Source organism: Herpetosiphon sp. NSE202, from assembly GCF_042688385.1.
Lineage (GTDB): Bacteria > Chloroflexota > Chloroflexia > Chloroflexales > Herpetosiphonaceae > Herpetosiphon.
The window spans coordinates 390,942-405,968 of the sequence record NZ_JBHUPY010000001.1; the positions used below are offsets into that span (position 1 = coordinate 390,942).

General features: G+C 50.5%; 13 protein-coding genes. 6 read left to right on the forward strand and 7 right to left on the reverse strand.

Annotated elements, in window-relative coordinates; translation table 11 throughout:
- Positions 1–229 precede the first annotated feature (229 nt).
- Together rho and ACFMKP_RS01655 are read left to right on the forward strand one after the other, a co-directional pair.
- Positions 230–1,480 carry a transcription termination factor Rho gene (gene rho, locus ACFMKP_RS01650; protein WP_083469902.1) on the forward strand — a complete coding sequence of 417 codons (1,251 nt, stop codon included), beginning with the start codon at positions 230–232 and terminating at the stop codon, positions 1,478–1,480.
- Positions 1,481–2,039: 559 nt separating this feature from the next.
- Positions 2,040–2,855: a mechanosensitive ion channel family protein gene (locus ACFMKP_RS01655; protein ID WP_382288477.1), complete on the forward strand. Its 816-nt coding sequence runs from the start codon at positions 2,040–2,042 to the stop codon at positions 2,853–2,855.
- On the opposite strand, the gene ACFMKP_RS01660 is transcribed toward ACFMKP_RS01655, so the two are convergent.
- Together ACFMKP_RS01660 and ACFMKP_RS01665 are read right to left on the reverse strand one after the other, a co-directional pair.
- Positions 2,791–3,147 (reverse strand): putative quinol monooxygenase, encoded by a 357-nt coding sequence (locus ACFMKP_RS01660; protein WP_204755847.1) that lies wholly within the window; start codon positions 3,145–3,147, stop codon positions 2,791–2,793. The two genes, ACFMKP_RS01655 and ACFMKP_RS01660, sit on opposite strands and share 65 nt — an antisense overlap.
- 69 nt (positions 3,148–3,216) lie before the next feature.
- Complete coding sequence (locus ACFMKP_RS01665) at positions 3,217–3,984, reverse strand: MBL fold metallo-hydrolase (RefSeq protein ID WP_382288479.1); 768 nt, start codon at positions 3,982–3,984, stop codon at positions 3,217–3,219.
- A 116-nt stretch (positions 3,985–4,100) separates the two neighbouring features.
- Here ACFMKP_RS01665 and ACFMKP_RS01670 point away from each other — a divergent pair, with 116 nt between their 5' ends.
- The 3 genes from ACFMKP_RS01670 to panB all read left to right on the forward strand — a co-directional run bounded on the left by ACFMKP_RS01670 (position 4,101) and on the right by panB (position 7,330).
- Positions 4,101–4,799, forward strand: coding sequence for a lysoplasmalogenase (locus ACFMKP_RS01670; protein WP_382288481.1), 699 nt, complete (start codon positions 4,101–4,103; stop codon positions 4,797–4,799).
- A 586-nt stretch (positions 4,800–5,385) separates the two neighbouring features.
- Positions 5,386–6,210 carry a Rossmann-like and DUF2520 domain-containing protein gene (locus tag ACFMKP_RS01675; RefSeq protein ID WP_382288482.1) on the forward strand — a complete coding sequence of 275 codons (825 nt, stop codon included), beginning with the start codon at positions 5,386–5,388 and terminating at the stop codon, positions 6,208–6,210.
- A gap of 253 nt (positions 6,211–6,463) precedes the next feature.
- Positions 6,464–7,330: a 3-methyl-2-oxobutanoate hydroxymethyltransferase gene (gene panB / locus ACFMKP_RS01680; protein ID WP_382288484.1), complete on the forward strand. Its 867-nt coding sequence runs from the start codon at positions 6,464–6,466 to the stop codon at positions 7,328–7,330.
- A 52-nt stretch (positions 7,331–7,382) separates the two neighbouring features.
- On the opposite strand, the gene ACFMKP_RS01685 is transcribed toward panB, so the two are convergent.
- The 5 genes from ACFMKP_RS01685 to ACFMKP_RS01705 all read right to left on the reverse strand — a co-directional run bounded on the left by ACFMKP_RS01685 (position 7,383) and on the right by ACFMKP_RS01705 (position 12,571).
- Positions 7,383–8,156, reverse strand: coding sequence for an HAD-IIA family hydrolase (locus ACFMKP_RS01685; protein ID WP_204755852.1), 774 nt, complete (start codon positions 8,154–8,156; stop codon positions 7,383–7,385).
- Positions 8,157–8,693: 537 nt separating this feature from the next.
- Complete coding sequence (locus tag ACFMKP_RS01690) at positions 8,694–9,743, reverse strand: glycosyltransferase family 2 protein (protein WP_382288487.1); 1,050 nt, start codon at positions 9,741–9,743, stop codon at positions 8,694–8,696.
- Between the two features lie 78 nt (positions 9,744–9,821).
- Positions 9,822–10,688, reverse strand: coding sequence for a lysophospholipid acyltransferase family protein (locus ACFMKP_RS01695; protein ID WP_382288490.1), 867 nt, complete (start codon positions 10,686–10,688; stop codon positions 9,822–9,824).
- A gap of 358 nt (positions 10,689–11,046) precedes the next feature.
- Positions 11,047–12,120, reverse strand: coding sequence for an inositol-3-phosphate synthase (locus ACFMKP_RS01700; protein ID WP_054535056.1), 1,074 nt, complete (start codon positions 12,118–12,120; stop codon positions 11,047–11,049).
- A 148-nt stretch (positions 12,121–12,268) separates the two neighbouring features.
- Positions 12,269–12,571: a hypothetical protein gene (locus ACFMKP_RS01705; RefSeq protein WP_382288492.1), complete on the reverse strand. Its 303-nt coding sequence runs from the start codon at positions 12,569–12,571 to the stop codon at positions 12,269–12,271.
- 304 nt (positions 12,572–12,875) lie between these two features.
- On the opposite strand from ACFMKP_RS01705, the gene ACFMKP_RS01710 reads away from it, so the two are divergent.
- Positions 12,876–15,008 (forward strand): ATP-binding protein, encoded by a 2,133-nt coding sequence (locus ACFMKP_RS01710; RefSeq protein WP_382288495.1) that lies wholly within the window; start codon positions 12,876–12,878, stop codon positions 15,006–15,008.
- The last annotated feature ends 19 nt before the right edge of the window (positions 15,009–15,027 follow it).

Sequence of the window (15,027 nt, forward strand, 5' to 3'; positions counted from 1 at the left end):
CAGCGTCACATTCACACATCTCCAAACAGCAGCCAACTATTTAAAACACAACTCATTGTTACATCCCCTCACAAGATCGCTTCCCATTGTGGGCACGTCCGTGAACGCATGGTAGTGCGGCATATTGGTTGAACTATGCTATTTAGTTCGCCACGCAACGCCATTGATTTTTTGAAGAGGTCGGATGATGCACGCCCGCTGTAAGAATTCATCGTAGGAGGATAGCACGGTGGTCAACCTTGCTGATTTAGAAAACAAAACGTTGAGCGACCTCCAAGAAATGGCTCGGGAGTTAGATATCTCTGGCTATAGTCGCCTCAAGAAACAAGACCTCATTTACAAATTAATTCAGGCTCAAACTGAACAAGCAGGCAATATTTTCAACACGGGGATTCTCGACATCGTTTCTGATGGTTTCGGGTTTCTGCGGAGCGATCGGATGCTGCCTGGCCCCGATGATGTGTATGTCTCGCAAACCCAAATTCGTCGCTTTGGCCTGCGCACTGGCGACCGCATCTCCGGCCAAATTCGCCCACCCAAGGAAAGTGAACGCTACTATAGTTTGCTGCGGGTTGAATTAGTGAATGGTATGGACCCTGAGCAAGCTCGTAAGCGACCCCATTTTGAAAAATTGACCCCGATTTTTCCCAATGAACGCTTTATTTTGGAAACCGAGCCGCAAATTCTCTCAACTCGTTTGGTTGATTTGATTGCGCCAATCGGTCGTGGCCAGCGTGGTTTGTTGGTTTCGCCACCCAAAGCTGGTAAAACGATGTTGATGAAGGCGATTGCCAATGGCATCACCACCAATTATCAAGATGCCCACTTGATGGTTTTGTTAATTGGCGAGCGCCCAGAAGAAGTAACTGATATGCGGCGCTCAGTGCGTGGCGAAGTCATTGCCTCGACTTTCGATGAGCCAGTCGAAGACCACACCAAGGTTTCAGAAATGACCCTCGAACGAGCCAAGCGCTTGGTCGAAGGCGGCCAAGATGTGGTGATTTTGATGGACTCGATCACTCGTTTGGCTCGCGCCTACAACTTGGATATGCCGCCATCAGGCCGGACGTTGACTGGTGGTATCGATCCGGTTGCGCTCTATCCCCCGAAGCGTTTCTTTGGTGCTGCCCGTAACATCGAAGGCGGCGGCTCCTTGACGATCATCGCTACCTGTTTGGTTGATACTGGTAGCCGCATGGACGACGTGATTTACGAAGAATTCAAGGGTACTGGCAACATGGAATTGCACTTGGAACGGCGCTTAGCTGAACGCCGCACCTATCCTGCAGTTGATATTGCCCGCTCTTCAACGCGGCGCGATGAATTGTTGCTCTTGCCTGAGCAATTGCGCCAAGTTTGGACCTTGCGGCGGATGGTGAGTATGTTGGGCGAAAACGAAGGCACTGAATTGGTGCTGACGCGCATGTCCAAAACCCGCACCAACGATGAGTTCTTGCTGACGCTCAACAAGAGCCTCTAGGATTCGCTTGAGTGATCCCCTCACCCCAACCCCTCGCCCGGGCGCGGGCGAGGGGCTTTTTGATCCACGCAGGGTTGAAACCGCGAAGAGCGCGAAGGACGCGAAGGTTAAGTTTTTAGCCACAGATTGCACGAATTACACGAATAATTTTTTTAGCCACAGATTCCTCGGATTGATTTTCCATAGCCTCTAGCCAAAAGCCAACAGCCCAAAGTCATCGTTTCTCTGCGCCTCTGCGTTAACGAATTGATCCACGCAGGGTTGAAACCGCGAAGAGCGCGAAGGACGCGAAGGTTAAGTTTTTAGCCACAGATTGGCACAGATTTATTTGATTCTAATTTCTCCTAGCCCAATGCCAAGCACATGATCCCCAACCCTCAACTCCTATGTTCTATGCTCTATGTTCTATGTTCTCACTTCATCCTTTCGCTATGTTCTATGCTCTATGCTCTATGTTCTCACTTCATCCTTCATCCCTCATCCTTCATCCTTATACTATGCTACTCTGTGGCATGCGAATTGCCGCATACTTCGGCAAAACATTTAGCAGAGGAACCCTATGTTCGATTGGCTTCAACCCTATTTACCACCAGCAAATAGCATTGCATACTACCTTCTTCGTGGCACAATTACCTTTTTAGTGGTTGCTGTAGCCGCTCGAACAATTAGCATCGTTATTCGGCGGGCTTTTCTCTCGAATGCCCAACTTTTGCGGCATAACCTGAGCGAGCGCCGCCGCACCACCTTGCGGGCCTTGGTTTCATCGTTGACCAATGGCTTGGCGATATTAATTTCATTGTTTTTGATTTTGGGCATGTTTGTGCAGCCGAGCGCCTTATTTACCTTTTTAGGCTTGTTTAGCGCTGGCTTGGGCTTTAGCGCCCGCCCATATGTGAGCGATTTTTTGGGCGGCATTACCTTGCTGTTCGAGGATCAATTTGCTTTAGGCGATAAAGTGGAGATTGGCGATCGCCAAGTGGTGGGTTGCGTTGAACGGATCAGTTTGCGCATGACCTATATTCGCGGCGAGTCGGGCGAGCTTTGGCTGGTGCCAAATGGTGATATTCGCACGATTCGCAATTTTACCCGTGGCAAATGGTCGCCAGCTAGCATTAAATTAACCGTACCAACCACCAAACTTGATGAAACGATGGTCGTTCTGCACCAAATCATCAGCGATCCCGGCGATGATGTGATCGAAACCCCTGAAATCATCAGCGAAGATGGCGAGATTGGTGCAGTAACGACGACGATTACATTAAAAGTTAAGGCGCGCTATAGTATGGCTCCGGCGGTGCGTGAGCGCTTGATTACTCAGCTGCAAGCGGCGTTAACGGAGCACCATGTGTTGGCTGCGGATGAAAATCGGGAATAGCGTCGCCGGTCAAGGCATCGTAAGAAACTGCATCGGCAGGCTCGCGCAACAACGATTTGACCCGTGGCCAAAAACCACGGAAAAACTCCGAGCGGCGATAGCGTTGCAAGTCACGGCCTGATTCCCAGGTGCTCCAGGTTGCAAAGGCGGTTGGGTCGCCAGTTTCACGTAAAAGCGATAAGGCTAAACAGCCTTCTTGATGGCGAATTGTTGGCTCGCATTCAGCATAAAATGCAAGAAATTCTGCTACATGTTCGGGTGCAAATTTTAACCGAACTAAGCGCACAACCATTGGCGTAGCTCCTTATTGGGAAGTGACACAAAAAGAGGTGGCCGTAACCACAACGCTATCTTAGCATGCTTATGCCTCGCTCAATGCAAAAACAGCACCATCATGAGCGATCAAAACTTCGCCTTGGAAAATTTTGGCGACCCGAGCCAACACTTCGGCCTCGGGCGCTGTATTGATTGGGCTATAGTGGGTCAGAATCAGCCGTTGCACGCCAGCGTTTTGGGCAGCAGTTGCGGCCTGTTCTGGGGTTGAATGGGTTTCGAAGGGAGTCGATACCGTGCATTCATGAATTAATGTATGCGCATTTCGACTTAGTTCAACCAAGGCCTCGCATGGCCCACTATCCGCCCCATAGACCAAACTGCGCTTGCCAGGCTGATCGATCCGTAAGGCCAAGGTTGGGCGGCTGTGATAGGTTGGTGCGCTGCTGAAGCTTGCACCGAGATCGAATGGCAAATCGATTGGGCCGCCAGCATCGGCCACCGTTTGAAAGCTGGGCACGATTGCATGAATTCCCAAATCGGCTGCTTGAATCACTGCCTCGGCGGTAGCGATTGTGCGTTGATTGCCAAAAACCAGCAATTCGCCGTTATGTTGCGCCAGCCACAGGTGTAACAACAAACTTGGCAAGCCCATCAGATGGTCGGGGTGATTATGCGAGATGAAGATTGCCCGCAGTTGGCGTGGATCAAGCCCATATTTGAGCATGCGGCGATACGGGCTGCCGCCGCAATCGAGCAAGACCAAACCAGCCTCGCTTTGCCAAACATAGCCACTATTTTCACGCTCAGCATCGGGAAGTGCCGTGCCAGAACCAAGCACAATTAAATTGTTCACGATGATCTCCTTTGGTCGTGAAAGATGCGCACAAAGCGCAGCAATTAGTATAATAGGCCACAAAAGACCAGACAAGGGTGCAAAATTACTATTTTGTAGCCACTATAGGAGCCAGTATGGACGCACTCTCCGGCCCGATGCAGCTTTGGTTGGCTGGATTATTGATCGCTTGGGCACTTGTGTTGGTTGGTGGATTTGTGCTTGGGCGGCCCAATCCAGAGGGCACGCGTCGCATGACGCTTTGGGGTCGTTTAGGCTCATCGGCAATCTTGGTTGTGGCGGCTTGGAGTTGGTGGTGGCAATTGCGCCAAACCCACAATCTGACGGCCTTATTGCTCGCCGTTGGCATGAGTTTGGGCTTTTTAGGCGATTTATTTATGGCCAAAGTCTTTCCAATTAAGAATTATGTGCTTGGTGGAATGAGCGCATTTGGCTTGGGCCACGTTGCTTATATTAGTGCTGGCTTGCGCATCGATCACTTTGATTGGCTGAGTTGGCTGATTTGGATGATTGTTGGCGCGATTGGCTGGTATATGATCGTGTGGCACGATAGCTCGCGCAGCCGTTTGCATCAAGTTGCCTTGCCCTATGCGCTTTTGCTGGCGAGCACAACTGGGGTTGCAACCGGCGTGGCCTTGGAGCAATTGCCAATGGCGACCTTTGCGGTTGGGGCAGCGCTCTTTTTGCTCAGCGATTTAGTGTTGGCCACCCAATTGTTCAATAATGCTCATTGGCGCGGAATTGGCGATGTGGTTTGGTTTACCTATGGCCCAGCCCAAGCCTTGATTGTCTATAGCATGGCGTGGTTGGTGTAAGTTGGGAATCGGAACCGCGAAAGGATCACTAGTCAGCCCATAGTAATCAGGCAAAATGGAACCGCGAAGATCACGAAGAACACGAAGATGGAGCTAAATCCATGACCAACCGCAGATTTTCAAGTTCATTATGCAAGCAATGCTTTCTACAACATGTCAGCGAGGCGATGAAGATCAACGTGTGAGAATCGATGGCTAAGATTCCCTCACCCCAACCCCTCTCCCGTGGCGCGGGCGAGGGGCTTCAACGCCGTGGTTCTTGCGCAATTTATCGGTAAAGACTGGTGCTTCCCCTCGCTCGCGTTCGGTAGTTAGGGTTTTTATCCGCCTGTTCCCCCCTCGCCCGCGTTCAGTGGGAGAGGGGGCTGGGGGTGAGGGAACAAAAAACAGCCGATTATTTGAAGCTTATTGACATTTAACAGAACGTGCTACAATGATCATGCTCTCGACCATTGTTGGCGGGAAGCACTGGTTCGTTTTCTGGTTTCAAACACCACTTGGATCGCACCCGACCGAGATGGTAAGTACACAGTGATGTGCTTCGTTCTCCTCGGCTGACGCGATTCGGCGTTGCGGAGGTTTTTTTATGGCTTTTTCCGCTCGACCGACGGTCGGCATGTTTGGCGCAGGCAAGGTTGGCACTGCTTTGGCTTTGGCTTTAAAGCGGGCTGGCTATTCGATTGCTGGCGTTTCCTCACGTTCAGCAACGTCGGCCCAGGCTTTGGCCCAGCAGCTTGAATGCTCGGTGCTGGCACCTACTGCGTTATTTACCCAAACCCAACTCATTTTCCTGACAATCCCCGACGATCAATTGGCCCCGTTGGCTCAATCACTCGCCACAACCCTGCCGCAGGGTCATGGTATTGTGGCCCATTGTTCGGGAGCTTTGACCAGCAGCGTGTTGCAACCCTTACAATTGCGTGGTTGGCAGGTTGCCAGTTGCCATCCATTGGCTCCATTTGCCAGCCGCACAACTCCCTTGCCGCAAGCAATTACTTGGGCCATCGAGGCCGAACCAGCGCTTTATGCTGTGCTGGACGAGCTTGTGCATGCCGTTGGCGGAATTCCACGCCCAATACAGACCGAGCATAAAGTGCTGTATCACAGTGCTGCCGTGCTCTCGGCCAATTATGCAATTACCCTTGCGGCACGGGCCGTCGATTTGCTGCAACTTTGCGGTTGGTCGGGGCCAGAAGCCTTGCAAGCACTCGTACCGCTCCTGCGCGATAACGTCGAAAATTTGGCGCGGCTTGGCTTGCCGCAAGCATTAACCGGCCCCTTGGCTCGCGGCGATTATGGTACAGTCGAACGCCATCTTCAGGCGCTCGATGCCAATGCTCCCGAGATTGCACGCTTGTATCGAGCCTGCATTGAGGCAACTCAACCCTTGTTAGAACCGAAGAAAGTATGAAGTATGAGGGATGAAATCAAAAGTCAAAAGTCAAAATAGGGGCGAGATAGCGGGGTTTCGTTTTTAATGCAGAGGCGCAGAGGGTGTGAGGGGTCAGGATTTAGGGGCAAGGGGTCAGCAGTTTGAAACACGCTGCATTAACCTGATCTCTGACCGCTGATCCCTCATCCCGTGTCCTTCGTGCTCTTCGTGCCCTTCGTGGTTTCAGGAATTTAAACAACAATTCTTTATCAACCAAGCAAAGGAGCTACCCATGCGAACCCAATTGAGCGATATTCAACGGATGAAAGATCGAGCCGAACGCTTGGTGATGGTTACTGCTTACGACTACACCAGCGCCCAATTGATCGATCGCACCGATATTCCCTTGATTTTGGTGGGCGATTCGTTGGGCATGGTTGTGCAGGGCAATAGCTCAACCGTGCCCGTCACCATCGATGAAATTGTCTATCACACCAAAGCGGTGATGCGCGGCAGCAGCAAAGCCCTCGTGGTCAGCGATTTGCCATTTTTGAGCTATACCAGCCCTGAGCAGGCCATCCAAAATGCTGGCAAATTGATGCAGCTTGGCGGCTGTGGCGCGGTTAAGCTGGAAGGTGGCGTAAATATGGCTCCGACCGTGCGCCGCTTGGTCGATTTGGGCATTCCGGTGATGGGCCACTTGGGCTTTACGCCGCAATCGGTCAATCAAATTGGCATGCGGGTACAGGGCAAAACCGTGGCTCATGCTCGTCAGTTGCTCGAAGATGCCTTGGCCTTGGAAGCTGCTGGGGCGTTTGCAATTGTGTTGGAGCTAATTCCTGCTGCCTTGGCCAAAGCCATCACTGAGCGGCTGCATATTCCAACGATTGGAATTGGCGCAGGGGTTGGTTGCGATGGCGAGGTCCAAGTTTGGCACGATATTTTGGGCTTGTATAGCGATCATCTGCCTCGGCACACCAAGCGTTACGCCGATTTGGGCAGCACAATTGAGCAAGCGCTGAATCAATATGCCCATGAAGTGCGCGAGCGGAGTTTTCCAACTGCCGCCAATAGCAGCGTGATCGATGCTAAAACCTTAGCCGAAGCACTCGGTGAACAGGCAGTCAGCCTCGGCTCAAATGCCAAATTGAGCGTCTAAATTATTGATTGAAACAAACGTCCGCTGCTAATACACAGCGGACGTTTGTTGTTTAATTGAACAATTCAGCAACTGATTCAATAATTGCGGTTGGGCGATAGGGATAGCGCTCTGCATCCAAGCGGGTCATCATGCCCGAAAGCACGAGGGCGGTGCGCATACCGGCCTCGGTGCCGCCAATAATATCGGTGTCCATGCGGTCGCCAATCATCATTGCTTCGGCTGCGTGGGCATCGATAGTGCGCAAGGCGGTGCGCATCATCACTGGGTTGGGCTTGCCCACAAAATAGGCCTCGGCATTGGTTGCAGCTTGAATTAATGCGACAACTGCACCACATGCTGGCAAAATCCCTCGCTCCGATGGCCCCGAAACATCAGGGTTAGTGCCGATCAGACGCGAGCCAGCGGCAACCAAACGCACAGCTTGGGTGATCCGTTCAAAGCTGTAGGATGTCGTTTCGCCAATCACCACATAATCAGGATCATGCTCGGTCATGGTGTAGCCAACATCATAGAGCGCATTGGTCAGCCCAGCCTCGCCAATTACGAAAGCTGTGCCATTGGGCCGTTGCGAATCGAGAAATTTGGCGGTGGCCAAGGCCGAGGTATAAATATCTTCGATTTCTAAGGGCAAGCCAATTCGTGCCAAACGCGCCTGCAAATCGCGCGGCGTATAAATTGAATTGTTGGTCAAGACTAAAAATTTGCGGCCTGAAGCCCGAAGCCGACCCAAAAACTCCGGTGCGCCAGGAATAATTTGTGCGCCGTGGACTAATACGCCATCCATATCGCATAACACGGCACGTACATCATCAAACTGATTCATCACAAGCCTCCCAAAACAAAGTGCGGGACGATAGGCCTATTATAATCCGAAAGGATGAAGGATGAAGGATGAGGGATGAAGGATGAATGGGTCGAGGGCTATCGGCTATGGGCTTTTGGCTAGCGGAACAATGGTTGGAATTATCTGCTTATAAAAGGGGTTGGGGATCGTTTGTTGGGGGTCAGGGATCAGGTTTAACGCAGCGGCGCAGAGGAAGCATGGCTTTGGGCTATATGTACTGATACATTAGATTGGCAACCATGTTCCCTCACCCCCCAGCCCCCTCTCCCACTGAACGCGGGCGAGGGGGAGCGCCCCGTGTATAACCAATGGCGGTCAAACCAAGGTGTTAAAGCCCCTCGCCCGCCACGTGGGAGAGGGGTTGGGGTGAGGGGATCAAGCCGTGGCTAACCCAATGAACCAATACAGCTATCGACTATCGGAACAATTGTTGGAATTGCCAAATAATCCCTGATCGCCAAAAGCCTAGAGCCTCATCCCTTTTGCCTTTTGATTTTTGACTTCTGATTTGCGTAGCTACTCGTGAATTTCCGTGCCATCATTGGGTGGTGAGCGGCGGGCGACCTCGACTTCAAGGTTGCGCAAGCGATACAGAATTTCTTCGTTGATCCGGCGATTGTTGCCGCTTAAGTCGGCCAGAATCCCAATGAAGAAGGTCAAAATTCCGACAATCATAAATACGCCGCCAATAAAAACCGATTGTAAATAGCGGGTATAGGTCTGATTTGGATCAAGCAGGTAGTAGATCATAAAGCGCAGCAGCAAGCCACCACCAATTAGCAAAAACGGCAGCGCAAAGTAGGTAAAGGTTTTTAGCGGCTCATATTGGGCATAGGTTCGAATAATTGTCGCGCCTTGGCGCTTCACAAAATTGAAATTACCACGATGCAAGCGCGATGGTCTGGTTGGCTTTGTGGTAATCGCCACATGGTCAACATTTAGGCGACGCTTGCCAGCTTGAATCAAATTTTCAATCGTGTAGGAAAATTCGCTGGTGACATACAAGCGCAAGCCAGCTTCTTTGGAGTAGGCGCGAAAACCACTGGGTGCGTCGGGCACATCGGTATCTGAGGCAACCCGCACGACCCAACTGCCAACCCGTTGCAGTAATTTCTTTTGGGTTGAAAAATGCTCGACGTTTTGGGTTTGGCGGTCGCCAATCACAATATCGGCCTTGCCCTCTAAAATTGGCTTGATCAGCTCGGGAATCGCCGAGCCTGGATATTGATGATCGCCATCGGTGTTGACGATAATATCAGCACCAAGTTTGAGCGCTGCATCCATGCCCGATTGAAAAGCCGCTGGCAGACCTTTGCGCCCACGATGACGCACAATGTAGTTAACCCCAAGCTCACGCGCTACCTCAACCGTGCGATCAGTCGAGCCATCGTCGATGACGAGGGTTTCAAAATGCACATTGGGTAAATCCAAGGGAATATCATTCAACACCGCTGGCAAGGTTTCTTCTTCGTTCAAACAGGGAATTTGAATAATTACCCGCCATGGATGGCTGCGTGTCGGTTCGCTTGGTTGAATATAGGTTTCACTCATTGGCATCGTGGCCATGGGCGTGGCCTTCCTTTGTATGCTAGTTATTCAGCGAATCAGCAGATTGCCTGTATCGGCCCAATAGTAGCACGAAATTCAATCGTTGGTGCGCTCAGGCCAAACTGGTTGCAACACCCCCCAACTTTCGGGCCACTTTACAATCCATGTTTCCAAATAGCTCAGCATTTCACGCGCTACCCGTTCTGCTGCTTGGTCAGTGTTTTCATCGGGCAAGGCCTGAAAATGGCGAATGGGATCGACGCGAAAGAATGGCTCATTTGCGCCAAACCATGCGCAGCTGCCAAGCGCCACTGGCCAACCGCGTAACGCCAAGCGCGCTGGGCCAATTGGCACATCAGCCAACTCGCCAAAGAAGGGAATTTTGATCGCTTGCGAAGCCAAATCGCGATCGCCTGCTAAAACGACAATTTTCTTAGCTCGCAGCGCTTTGAGCACTTCGCGGCCTGCATTTGGCCCCAGCACAATCAACTCGCCGCCATGGGCTTCACGCAATTCTTTGACCAATTGCAAAAATTCTGGTGGCTCGATGGCCTCGACAACCAGCACCACGGGCAAACCATGAGCCGCCAACACCGAAAGCCCAGTGCTAAACGCGCCAGTGTGGGCAACCACCAACAAGCCGCCAGTTTCGGCCAGCGCCTGCAAATGCTCTAGGCCAGAGTAATCGAAGCGTTGGCGCATGTGCTCAAGGCTCCAAGCTGGCAAGCGCACAAGATCGGCATAATGGCGCAAAACATTGGCAACCACCCGCGATTGCATATACAAGCGGGCGATGCCTTTGGTTTTGGGGGCAACCCGAGCCAGATTCGAGCTGGTGTTACGGCGGAGTTTGGGGCTAAACAGCGCCAAGAGAGCGCAAACATCGCAGGCTGCATACACCAGCCAATTGGGGAAGCGCGGCAACCAACGCATTGCCAAACGATACAGTTTTAGTGTGTTCATAATGCTTGAGAACATAGAACATAGAACATAGAGCATAAATGTACTGATACATCAGGTTAACCACCGCATGATCCCCTCACCCCAACCCCTCGCCCACGTGGTGGGCAAGGGGCTTTCATCCCGTGGTTCTTGCGCAATACGTCGGTAAAAACCAGCGCTCCCCTCGCCCGCGTTCAGTGGGAGAGGGGCTGGGGGTGAGGGAATGAACCATTGTTGCCAACCGAATGAACCATTACACATAAAAGCTTGGAATTGGATTTTGCTGATCTGTGATCATTGGTTAATCCGACCATATCCCGATAGCCAGTAGCCATCAGCCAACTCTGTTCTATGCTCTATGCTCTATGTTCTCCCTCAACTATTCGCCAGCAATAAATTGTTCGGTGCGGCGATGAGCTTCGTCATCGGTGTATTGTTCTGGTGGGGTTTTCATAAAGTACGATGAAGGTGCGTACAAAGCCCCGCCAACGCCGCGATCAAGTGCCAATTTGGCACAGCGAATTGCATCGAGCACCACGCCAGCAGAGTTTGGCGAATCCCACACTTCAAGCTTAACTTCGGCGTTCAATGGCACATTGCCAAAGGTTGTGCCTTCCATGCGGATATAGCACCATTTGCGGTCGGTCAACCATGGAACATAATCGCTTGGGCCAACGTGGACGTTTTGGTCAGGCAAGCCATAGGGCAATTGGCTGGTAACGGCGTTGGTCTTGGAGATCTTTTTCGATTCCAAGCGTTCGCGTTCGAGCATGTTGTAGAAGTCGGTGTTGCCACCAAAATTCAATTGATAGGTGCGATCCAAATGCACGCCCCGTTGCTCGAACAAGTTGGTCAGCACACGGTGGACAATGGTTGCGCCAACTTGCGACTTAATGTCGTCGCCAATAATTGGCAAATTCTTTTCTTCGAAGCGTTTGCGCCAGTATTCTTGGCTAGCAATAAAGACTGGCACACAGTTGATGAAGGCACAGCCAGCTTCGAGAATTTGCTCAACATACCACTTGGTGGCCATTTCCGAGCCAACTGGCAGATAGCTAATCACCACATCGGTTTTGGTATCGCGCAGAATTTTAACAATATCTGCGGTTGAGCCAGGTGCTTTTTCAATCACTTGGCTCAGATATTTGCCCAAACCATCGTGGGTCATGCCGCGATAGACTGGCACATTCAAGTGGGGCACTTCGGAAAATTTATAGGTGTTGTTTGGTTCGGCGAAAATCGCCTCAGACAAATCCTTGCCGACCTTCGTAATATTAATATCGAAGCCAGCGGTAAATTCAATATCACTGACGTGATAGCCACCAAGATTGACGTGCATCAAACCAGGAATGCGGTCGTTCTCGTTGGCATTTTTGTAAAATTCAATCCCTTGAACGAGTGACGAGGCACAGTTGCCCACGCCGATAATGGCTACGCGAATTTTCTTACTCAAAACGACACAACTCCTTAAATGGCTGAACGGAAGCTCTATCCAAGGAAAAATTGTACTCCAGTTAAAATCCATTGGCAAGCAACCATAGCAAATTGCACAGCTTAATCAAGCTGTGCACATGCTAGACCACTTTTTGGCCTATTTTTGCTTAACTTACAGCCAAATTGGCTAAAATTTGGTAGTTAAACAAGCGTTGTAATCGATACCATTTGCCATTTATCGCATCGCGGCGTTGACACACCACAAAGAATGATTGCTGATCAGAAGGATGGGCTTCGATTGCCATTGACTTGCGACGAATCGCTGGAAATTGCGGTGGTTGCAACGAGTCGCCATCAAGAATTCCATAACCTTGAGGTGGCACAAAATCATGCCAGAAGTTTTCAACATGTTGGCAAAACAACCTGACTGCCTGGCGTTCTAAAACGGTTCGTTGTTGGGCATTGAACATACAATGCTCCTTCCTGTGATTGCGCTAGCCGTAGCTAGGCAGATCAGTTATCGATGGATGTTGAAACCGCTAGGGGGTAAATGCTGTGGCATGAATATGCTACAATTCAAACACACTGAGTACTCCATAGGTTGCAATCGCTGCAACAGCGCTTCGTGACGACAGCTATAACGTCGGTCAAAGCTTGCTAGGCGATGATTCGGTAGAACTGCTTGCATCTCATGGGTATTAAACGTGGGGTCGGAATGTGTTGAGATGGTCTACAATGAAAACAGTAGGATCACACAAGTTAACTCGTTGGTTCATGCTAGCAGCATTTATCATTATCGTCAATGGCCTTCTGTCATGGCAATATCTGTTAACCATTCAAGCCAATAATGCGAATGTAATTGAATCGGAAACGATGACCAATCGCTTAAATCGGCTTTTAGCCTTGTTGACTGATGCAGAAACCGCTCAACGTGGCTTTATTATTACTGGCAGCGAGCAATATTTAGAACCCTACAAAATTGCCCAAATTGAGCTACCTGGATTAATTGCTGAGATTGAAGCTAATAGTACGACTCGTCCAATTTTTTATTCGCGGCTTCCAGATTTAAAAAACTTGATTCAACAGCAACAACAAGAGCTCATTACAACAATCGAGTTGCGGCGCACGCAAGGCTTTGAAGCAGCCCAAATTATTGTGCTGGAAAATCAAGGCAAAGAACATATGGATACAATTCGTCAAATTGTCAATGGCTTGTTGATCCGTGAAAATAATCGGGCGCTTGAACGAGCTGCCCAAACCAAGCTCAACGTGCAACGAGCTGGGTTTGCTTTGGCCTTCGCCACCTTAATCGCCAGTGCTTTTGTGATTGGCACCATGGTGTTAACTAAGCGCGATGCACGCCAGCGCGACGCAGCCGCCAATGAGTTGCGCAATCAACGCGAATGGTTTGCCGTCACCCTCGCTAGCATCGGTGATGCAGTATTAACCACCGATACCGCTGGCCAAATTACCTTTATGAACCATATCGCCAGCACGATCACTGGCTGGCCCGAAGATCAAGCGCTGGGCAAATCAATCAATGAGGTGGCGGAGATTTTCGACCCCATCAGCAAACAAGTGCTTGCTCATCCAGTGAATACCGCCTTAGAGCAAGAAGAAATTGTTACCTTGAGCAATTCGGTGGTGATGCGCCAAGGCAATGATTATGTTGCAATTGAGGATAGCGCTGCGCCAATTTACGATCGCGAGCAACAGGTGATTGGCGCGGTGATGGTGTTTCGCGATGTAACCGAGCGTTATCGCGATGAATTTGGCCAACGTTTGCTGCGCACATTACATAATCAATTAGCTTCGACAATCGATTTGAGCCAGGTTTTAGCAACTAGCGCTGCGGTGCCAACCCCCAACTTTAGCACCGCCTGCGGCTTGTATCTCATGCTCGATCCCGATGATGAGCCAATGACCAGTTATAGCAGCGCTGAGCAACCATTGATTGATTGGCACCAACACCCAGCTTTTGCCTCAGCAATTGCCAGTGGCCAAGCCCAAATCATCGATCATGCCTTGCCACAGGGCTATCAATCAGCAATTATCATCCCTTTTAAAGATCAACATCAATTAAGTGGGGCGATTGTCTTTTTGCATGCTGAACGTGATTTTGACCAGATTGATTTTGAATTGGCCGAGGAACTTGGTCAACGCATGATTTTGGCGCTTGAGCAGGCCCATTTGTATCGCCAAGCTCAAGATGCAGTCCGTCTGCGCGATGTATTTTTATCAATTGCCTCACACGAGTTGAAAAACCCACTGACGACCTTGCTTGGCCAATCGCAATTAAGCTTGCGCCGTCTCGAACGGCTCAACTATGAAGATGAACGGCTTCAACGTTCGTTGCAAGCAATCGAAGCCCAAGCCAATCGCATGAACAAGATGGTCACGGCCTTGCTCGATGTTTCGCGAATTGAAATGGGCCAGCTTGATATGCAGCACGATCAGATTGATCTTGCTCAACTGGTGCACAATTTGGTCAATGATTTGGCGCTGACAACCGACCATCATCAGATTCGCTACCAATGCCTGACTAGCCAGCCAATTCAAGTCACGGGCGACTCAATGCGCTTGGAGCAAGTCTTTATCAATTTGATCAACAATGCGCTCAAATATAGCCCCGAACAAACCGAAGTGCTGGTGCGAGTTGATCGCAATGCGCAGCAAGCGATTGTCGAGATACGCGATCATGGGATTGGCATTCCTGCTGAAGCCTTGCCAAATTTATTTACCCGCTTCTATCGCGCCAGTAATGCAGCCCGCAGCCATGTTGCTGGGCTGGGCATTGGCCTCTTTGTCGTCAAAGAAATTGTCGATCTCCACGGCGGCACGATCGACGTGACAAGCCAAATTGGTCAAGGCAGTGTTTTTACGATTTATTTGCCTCTGCAAGTCTAAAATACCCCAAACTTCCTCA

What these genes read in the sequence shown, in the direction of transcription:
- ACFMKP_RS01655 (WP_382288477.1), top strand. Translation starts at nt 2,040, where the DNA reads ATGTTCGATTGGCTTCAACCCTATTTACCACCAGCAAATAGCATTGCA.
- ACFMKP_RS01660 (WP_204755847.1), bottom strand. Translation starts at nt 3,147, where the DNA reads ATGGTTGTGCGCTTAGTTCGGTTAAAATTTGCACCCGAACATGTAGCA.
- ACFMKP_RS01670 (WP_382288481.1), top strand. Translation starts at nt 4,101, where the DNA reads ATGGACGCACTCTCCGGCCCGATGCAGCTTTGGTTGGCTGGATTATTG.
- ACFMKP_RS01675 (WP_382288482.1), top strand. Translation starts at nt 5,386, where the DNA reads ATGGCTTTTTCCGCTCGACCGACGGTCGGCATGTTTGGCGCAGGCAAG.
- panB (WP_382288484.1), top strand. Translation starts at nt 6,464, where the DNA reads ATGCGAACCCAATTGAGCGATATTCAACGGATGAAAGATCGAGCCGAA.
- ACFMKP_RS01685 (WP_204755852.1), bottom strand. Translation starts at nt 8,156, where the DNA reads ATGAATCAGTTTGATGATGTACGTGCCGTGTTATGCGATATGGATGGC.
- ACFMKP_RS01690 (WP_382288487.1), bottom strand. Translation starts at nt 9,743, where the DNA reads ATGGCCACGATGCCAATGAGTGAAACCTATATTCAACCAAGCGAACCG.
- ACFMKP_RS01695 (WP_382288490.1), bottom strand. Translation starts at nt 10,688, where the DNA reads ATGAACACACTAAAACTGTATCGTTTGGCAATGCGTTGGTTGCCGCGC.
- ACFMKP_RS01705 (WP_382288492.1), bottom strand. Translation starts at nt 12,571, where the DNA reads ATGTTCAATGCCCAACAACGAACCGTTTTAGAACGCCAGGCAGTCAGG.
- ACFMKP_RS01710 (WP_382288495.1), top strand. Translation starts at nt 12,876, where the DNA reads ATGCTAGCAGCATTTATCATTATCGTCAATGGCCTTCTGTCATGGCAA.